This window comes from Mesonia algae, from assembly GCF_003253545.1.
Taxonomy (GTDB): Bacteria; Bacteroidota; Bacteroidia; order Flavobacteriales; family Flavobacteriaceae; genus Mesonia; species Mesonia algae.
Genome location: NZ_QKYV01000005.1, coordinates 302,641 through 310,925 on the forward strand (window position 1 = coordinate 302,641; position 8,285 = coordinate 310,925).

General features: G+C 32.8%; 3 protein-coding genes. All 3 read left to right on the forward strand.

The window, feature by feature from the left end:
- Nucleotides 1-162: 162 nt before the first annotated feature.
- Nucleotides 163-3,399, forward strand: a complete 3,237-nt coding sequence (locus tag LX95_RS10680; protein ID WP_111541434.1) for a T9SS type A sorting domain-containing protein — start codon at nucleotides 163-165, stop codon at nucleotides 3,397-3,399.
- An 88-nt stretch (nucleotides 3,400-3,487) separates the two neighbouring features.
- The gene (locus LX95_RS10685; RefSeq protein WP_111541435.1) at nucleotides 3,488-5,968 is read left to right on the forward strand and encodes a T9SS type B sorting domain-containing protein; all 2,481 of its coding nucleotides are present in this window, start codon (nucleotides 3,488-3,490) and stop codon (nucleotides 5,966-5,968) included.
- A gap of 138 nt (nucleotides 5,969-6,106) precedes the next feature.
- The coding region (locus LX95_RS10690) for a PKD domain-containing protein (protein ID WP_170116608.1) at nucleotides 6,107-8,285 on the forward strand (2,179 nt) is incomplete at its 3' end.

Here is an 8,285-nt window from a genome sequence, read left to right on the forward strand (position 1 = left end):
TTTATGTTAATTTTATGATAAGTTCTTGTTAAATGAAATTTGGTGTCTTAAAACTAAGTCATTTCTAATTTGATGTAATAAGAAAATTTAGCGAATAGGTTTGTTTTTAATGTATGTAGTAGTCATTAACAAGTAAGCAGTTATTAACTTAAATTAATCCTTATGAAGAAAATTACCTTATTTACATTGTTTTTATTTTTCTGTTGGCAATCCTATTGTCAAATTAATCCAATTGCCGCAACTGGGTATAATGAAGATGTTATAGCAAACGGTGTTGGCACAATGCAAAGTTCGACTTCTATTTCAATTGATGATGCCAATTTTTGTTTCCTTTCAGAAGACTGGAAATTAAACGTTGGAGATGGAAATATTACCGTGGGGCTGCCAACCTCAGGAGAGATAGAGAGTAACGTAACAACAGGTTTAACTTACCAAATTCCTACTGCAGGGTCGCCTTATGAGGGGAACAACTCATTGAGAGTTTCTTTATCAGGAGCTTCAAATTCAAAAACATTAACGATTACAACGCCAGAAAGCTATTCAAATTTGTATTTTTTAGTAACATCGGGGAGTGGTGTATCTACTGCAGATGCGATAGTTAACTTTACAGATGGGAGTACTCAAACATTTACTGGATTAAGTATTCCAGATTGGTATGGAACAGGGTTGCCTATAGAGTTATCAGGCATTGGTAGAGGAGATAGAAGTAATAATAATGTAGAAACTCCTTCTAATAATCCTAAGATTTTTCAATTAAATTTGAGCATAGAACCGAATAATCAAACAAAATTAGTTGAAAGTGTAGAATTTATCAAGAATAATATAGGAGGTTCTGTTATAAATGTATTTGCTATTAGTGGAGAAGAAGCAAATGATTGTGTACCTCCTTTTGATATTCAAATAGAGAATATAACACTTAATACTGCAGACGTTATCTGGGATAGCGTTGATGGAATTACAGAATGGGAAATTGAATACGGTTCAGTCGGTTTTACTTTAGGAACAGGTATGGTTGTGCAAGATAATAATGCAATGGGAGAAACATTGCAAAATTTGAATCCTGCAACTAGTTATGAAGTATATGTAAAATCTATTTGTATATCTGACAGTGAAAGTAATTATGTAGGACCAGTGGTTTTTGATACACCTATATGTGATCCTTCAAACCAATGTAATTACAAATTTATATTAACAGATAGTTATGGAGATGGCTGGAATGGTAACTCTATGAATATTCTTCAAAATGACATATTAGTAACCACTTTACAATTAGGAAGCGGACAAGAATATGAAGAGATTCTTGTGCCTATATGCGATGGAGTGAATTTTGAACTTTATTGGAATAGTGGTGGTTCTTTTGGTTATGAAGTAGGAATAGAGATTTTAGACCCATCCAACAATAGTATTTATTTTATGGAGCCAAATACTGGTTCTGCCAATTCAAGTTTATATACTTCTACAGGAGCGTGTCCAGAACCACCTGCAAATGATGATATTATAAATGCTATCGATTTGGTCTTAAATGCAAGTTGTGCTGAAGATATTTATAGTAATACGTTAGCAACAACAGAAAATTTTGAGCCAATTGCTAGTTGTTTTGAGCCTATCGATACTATAGATAATAGTGTTTGGTTTACTTTTACAGCACCAGAAAATGGAGCGGTAAATATAACTACAGATATTGCTCCGTCAGATTTTGATTCTCAGATAGCGGTATATGAATCTCCAAGCGATATAAATGACCTTTCTACTTTAACAGGGGAGTTGACTTGTAATCAAAATATTAGTGAAGAAAATACGGCATCAAATATTTTATTGACAGGACTTGTTGAGGGAGAAGTATATTATATTCAGGTAGATGGTCATAATCAAGTACAAGGTACATTTTGTATTAATGTGAACACCGTGGCTTGCCCAGATCCTACAGATATTACGATCTTTAATGTCACTGGAGAAACAGCAGAAGTGGTTTGGGTATCTAACGGAATAGAAACAGAATGGCAGGTTGAATATGGTCCAGAAGGTTTTGTTCCTGGTACGGGAGAATTAATTTTTGATAATGACAATGACTTAGGTGTGTTCATCACCGATTTAGAAATTGATACAGATTATGACGTATATGTAAGTGCTATTTGCAACAATGCATTAAGTAATTCTGTAGGTCCTATAAGCTTTACCACACCACCTTGTCCAAATGATATAGAAGTTATAAATGATGAAGCTTTATGTGGAGCAATCGTAACTTATAATACTCCTCAATCAGCTCCAGGAGGGCCTAGCGGAAATTTATTAATAAATGGAGACGCTAATGACGGGTTAAATGGATGGACAATAGACCAAAATGGAGGTAGCGGATGGACTGCAATTAACGGAGAGTTTGTAACCTCGTATACAACTTGTAGTAAATCTCAAATAATAAATCTATCTAGTGTTGGATTTACAGATGCACAAATGGACGATTCTCCTGAAATCACTATTTCTGAAGATTATAGAGGTGTTTCTTCAGATCCAAATGATATATATTTTTTAAATGTAGAATTAAGAGACGAAGGAGGGAATGTTATAGAAAGTTTCTCTACAGGGAATATCACAACTTCAGTGAATACACAAACTGTAACTCATACATTTACAGGTTATGGTGCAGGGGTTAGAAATATTTACTTTCAACACGGAGGAGATGATGCGGAAGGCTGGACAGGAAATTTTGGATCAGCTATGAATAATGGGCAAGTACTCGTAAACTTACCTACAATTAACGTAGAACAGATAGATGGATTGGCAAGCGGACAAGAATTTCCTGTAGGTACTACAACTAATACTTTTGAAATCACGCAAGGTAATTCAATTCCAACTACGTGTACATTTAATGTAACAGTACTTGATGTGGAAATACCAAATGCGATTTCAAATGATATAACTATAGAATTGGATGATAATTTAACGGTAAACTTAGTTCCAGACGATATTGACGCAGGTTCTACAGATAATTGTGAGATTCTTTCTAGAAGTTTAAATATCACCTCTTTAAATTGTAATGATTTAGGAGAAAATGAAATTATAATGACAGTTACAGATGTGAATGGAAATAGTAATACAGTAAGCTCTATAATTACTTTGGTTGATCCGAATGAGTATTGTGAACTTAATGTGGGGAGAAATTCATTGTTATCTTTAAAAGTATTTCCTAATCCAATAGGTCCAGAATTTTTTATCGATTCAAATTCAAAAATAATTGATAAAGTTGAGGTGTATGATGTGAATGGCCGAAAATTAAAATCATTTACAGTAAACTCTTCCAATCTTTTTAAGGGAGATATATCTCAATTGAGTTCGGGTATTTACTTTTTAAAAATTTACAGTGAAAATCAAAATATTACTAAACAAGTAATAAAAAAATAGGTTTATAATTTAATTACTAGAATTTTTTGAATGCAAAACAGGCAAAGTTGACTGTTTTGTATTCAAGAGATTTAAAAGCTAATAACAAATGAAAAAACTAACTTTATTAAAAGACGGTAATAATTCAACATTATATACATGTTGTTTTTTATTTTTTATTTTATTAATTCCGTTTTCAAACTTTGCTCAAAATACATTAGTAGCAGAACTTACAGGTAATCCTCCAGATTTTTCAGGATGGACAGATACGAATATTACGACAGATGGAGAAGAAATTATTCTTACTGAAGCCTCTAATACAGAAGCAGGAGCCATTTTCTTTTCCCAGCCTTATAACTTAAATCAATGTGAAAGGTGGCGGGTAGAATTTGATTTTAGGATATTTGATGGAAATGGGGCAGATGGTTTATCTTTTTGGTATTTAGAGAATCCTCCTACAAACTTTGTAAATGGAGCTTCTATAGGCTTACCTCCTAACTCTCGAGGAATAAAAGTATGTTTTGATACTTATGACAACCATGGAGGACAATTTGGGAATAATCCTAACCCAGAAATACAGGTATATTATGGAGAAGGTTATGCAGAAAATTTTCCTGAGCCAGATATGATTAAAGAATTTTTTGGTAATCTTCGAAGTACAGATTATCAAAGAGCAGAGATTTCTTGGGATAATGGTAATATAGAAGTGGTTATTGATGGGAATATAGTCTTAGCAGGAACCCCACAAGCTTTTGACGGAGTAGAGAATATAGCTGAAGGTTATTTTGGATTTTCTGCTTCTACAGGAGCAATTTCAGATAGACATAGCATCAAAAATGTAGAAGTCTACATTGATGCTATTCAATTAGATAGTGACTATGAGCAAATCGTAGAATGCGACCAAAATGGTGATGGATTTGCAGATTTTGATTTAACTTCTGCAGAAAATTCATTTTCAGCAATAGGTGACTTTACATATTATACCAGTATAAGCGATGCCGGTTCAGGGCAAAATTCAATTCCAGATTCATTTTTAAATCCTTTCACCAATCAAACCGCGTATCAAAATCAAATTATCTATGTAAGAGTAGAAAATGAGGTTGGATGTTATGTAATAGGAGAGTTAGAGTTAGTTTTAGCTTCAGCACCAGCCTTAGATAGTATTTTGGTTTCTATACCAGGAAGATGCGACATAGACCACGATGGCTATGAAAATTATGACTTGACTCAAGTTGTAGACCAATTGATAATGAATCCTCAGGACTACGATATTTCATATTATGAAACACAAGGAGATGCAAATACGGGAGATATCTTAAATTCTATCCAAAATCCTGCAAGTTATTCTGTAAATGCAGGAGCCACAAAAACAATATATGTGCGTATAGGTTCAATTGGAGATTCAGATTGTTATGCTGTAGGAGCAATTATGCTTCAAACCTATATGACTCCAGAGATAATTTCAGCAGTACAATTAAATGTATGTGATAACAACTCTAATGATTATATTTTTGATTTAACTCAAAACACGAGTAATGTTTTAGGTAATCAGAACCCAGCAAATTCAACTGTTACATATTATAATACTTTGCTAGATGCAAATGAAGCTACAAATGAGATAACAAACCTCACTAATTATCAATTAACAATTGCAGGGTGTGAGACTATATATGTAAGGATAGAGAATCATGCTCAAAATCAATGTTATGAAACCTCAAGTTTCGATATATGCGTAGAAGATGTAATTGTGGGAACCCCAGTAGATCTTCAAGAATGCGCCACTACAGATTCAGGTTTAGCTAGTTTTGATTTAACGATTAACGATAGCAATATTTTATCTGGTCAAAATCCATTAGAATACAATGTAGAATATTTTTTAACCTTATCAGCCGCAAATAATTCACAGAATCCTATACAGAACGAATTAAATTATCAAGCTCAAAACCCTCAACAAACTATATATGTTAGGATTGAAAACAATATAGACTCAGATTGCTATCAAGTTGAAAGTTTTGTAATTACTTCAGTAAAAAATGAGGTTATAGGTTTAGATTCTATTACAGCTTGTGAAAATGATGAAAATACTGTATTTGATTTAACTGAAGCAGAAGATCTAATTAACCTTACTCAAAATCAACAAATAATAGGTTATTATAATACTCAAGATAACGCAAATACTAATAGTAATCCTATTACAGCAGTATCAAATTATGTAGTAAATAGTAATAATGAAACAATTATTATTAGAGTTCAAGATAGTCAAGAACCTTGTTTTCTTTTATATTCTTTACAACTTGTAATAGAGGATTGTGAAGAAGATTTTTTTATTCCTAATGGTTTCTCTCCAAATGCAGACGGAATGAATGATAATTTTGAAATTTCAGGTCTATATGAAAATCACCCTAATTTTGAGATTCAGATTTTTTCTAGAAACGGAAGAAAAATTTATGAAGGAAATAACACAAAAGATTTCTGGGATGGTAATTCAAATCAAGGAGGAGAACTTCCAACAGGAACATATTTTTACGTACTTAATTTAAATGATTCATCTTCAGAAATCATCAAAGGATGGGTTTATTTAAATAGATAATTTTTAATTAATAGTAAAAACCTTTAAAGCAATTGGTTTTGAAAGTTGTTATACAATTTTCTTAATCAATTGCACAGGTTAATATTATCCACAAAAATAAGGATGCTTAAAGCATCCATAATTTTACTTGAAGAGTTTATGAAAAAGTTACTTTGCTTGTTATTCCTTATCGTTATTCAAATAAATTCCTATAGTCAAACTTATAATATAGGCTCTCAAGCTTTGATTAATTCTTGTTCGGGAAACTTGTATGACAATGGAGGACCCAACTCGGGATATAATGATAATGGAGGAGATTCACAAATAGTAATAATTTGCTCTGATGATTCAGTGAATACTTCCATACAATTAAATTACACACAATTTTTGCTAGGAGGTGCAGATACTATCAATATTTATGATGGAGATTCTACTTCTGCACCATTATTAGGATCTTTTTTAAATACTAATACTCCAGGAATAATTGCTGCTTCACCTGCAAACATTTCAGGTTGCTTAACAGTTGAGTTTGTTCCAGATGGAAATTTATCTCCATTACCTGGTTTTACTGCTGAAATTTCTTGTTTTGAGCCTTGTCAAAATATTACCCCTTCGATATCATCCATAATACCATCAGAGTTTGAAAATGATGTTTATACTGTGTATGTATTTGAAAATATAAATTTTAATGCCAATGTTATATTTGAAAATACTTCGTTTAACGCCAACTACAATTGGGATTTTGGAGACGGTAATACGGCTTCTGGTTTAAGTGTGTCCCATACCTTTAATCAATTAGGTATTTATAATGTTGAATTAGAAGTTGTAGATGTTAATGGCTGTGCCGTTTTATTAACAGTTCCAGTAGAAGTAATATTTTATCAAGAAGATGGAGATTGTGTTATTACGACTATGAATTATGATTTTGAAGAGCCCATAGTGCCATCAATAGCAACATTTTTAAACCATGCAAATGTCCCTGGTTGGTTTACCACTGCCACAGATAGTCAAATGGAATTTTGGGTTACTACGAATGCTGCTGGAGGTATACCTGCATATTCAGGTAATCAATACATAGAGTTAAATGCTAATCAGGCATCTGGGGTTTATCAAGATTATGATACACCAATTGCTGGAACTCAATTTTATTTTAGTTTTGCTCACGCAGCAAGAAATCAAACATCTTCAGGTCAAGATATTGTAGGCGTCTATGCGGGTGCTCCAGGTAGCAATCTAAGTTTAGTTGCACAATATTCTACAGCAATAAATGCTGGTTGGGAAGTTAAAGTGGGTACTTATACTGTACCCGCAAATCAAGCTACAACTCGTTTTGAGTTTAGAGCTATCTCAACCGCATCAGGAGATAACACAGTTGGAAATTTTTTAGACGCTATTCAGTTTACTGCAAATTTAGGGATTTTAACCCAGCCTCAAACAGTATCTTGTATAAGTGAAGTAACCTTAGAAGCTGTAGGTAGTGGTCAATGGATTGCAGATGATGCAAATAATCCATCTCCAGCCACAATCGAAAATCCAAATTCACCAACCACAAATATTTCTGGTTTAAATGGGATAGGAGTCTATACTTTTACTTGGACAAATCAATATTGTGAGGAATCGGTTACAGTAGAAGTGGTAGAGGGTAATATTACACTAATTACGGATATTATAGAGATTTTGGGACAATGTGATAGTGATGGAAACGATATAGAAGTTTTTGATTTAACACAAATAGAATCTCAATTTGTAGATGTGCCCAGTCAGTATAATATATTATATTTTAATACTGAAGGTCAGGCAGAAACAGGAGATGTTACTCAAGCCATAAACGACCCTCAAAATTTTACTTTTGTTAACAATATAATTAGTACTATCTACATTAGAATAGAAGATGAAGAATGCTTTAGAATTGGAGAAATTACAGGTACTAACTTTACTCAACCTGTTATAACAGATATAGATTCATATGAAGAGTGTTTTTTCTCTTTGTCAGAAGCATCTTTCGATTTAGGAGATAACACAGCTTTAGTTTTAGGGAATCAAAATGAAGATCTTTTTGAAGTAACCTATCATGGAACTTTAGCTGAAGCGGAGAATAATGATGTTACACCTCTTCCCGAAACAGATTATGAACCTTCTTCGCTAATTGAAACTATATATGTCAGGATTGAAAATACACTTAATCCAGATTGTTATGTAGTAGAAGAATTTACGCTAACAGTAAATACTATTACCATTGGCAACACATTAACAGATATAGAGGAATGTGATGAAGATAATGATGGAGATGGGATTTTTGATTTAACAGAAAACGAAGACTTGGCTTTAGACGGACAAG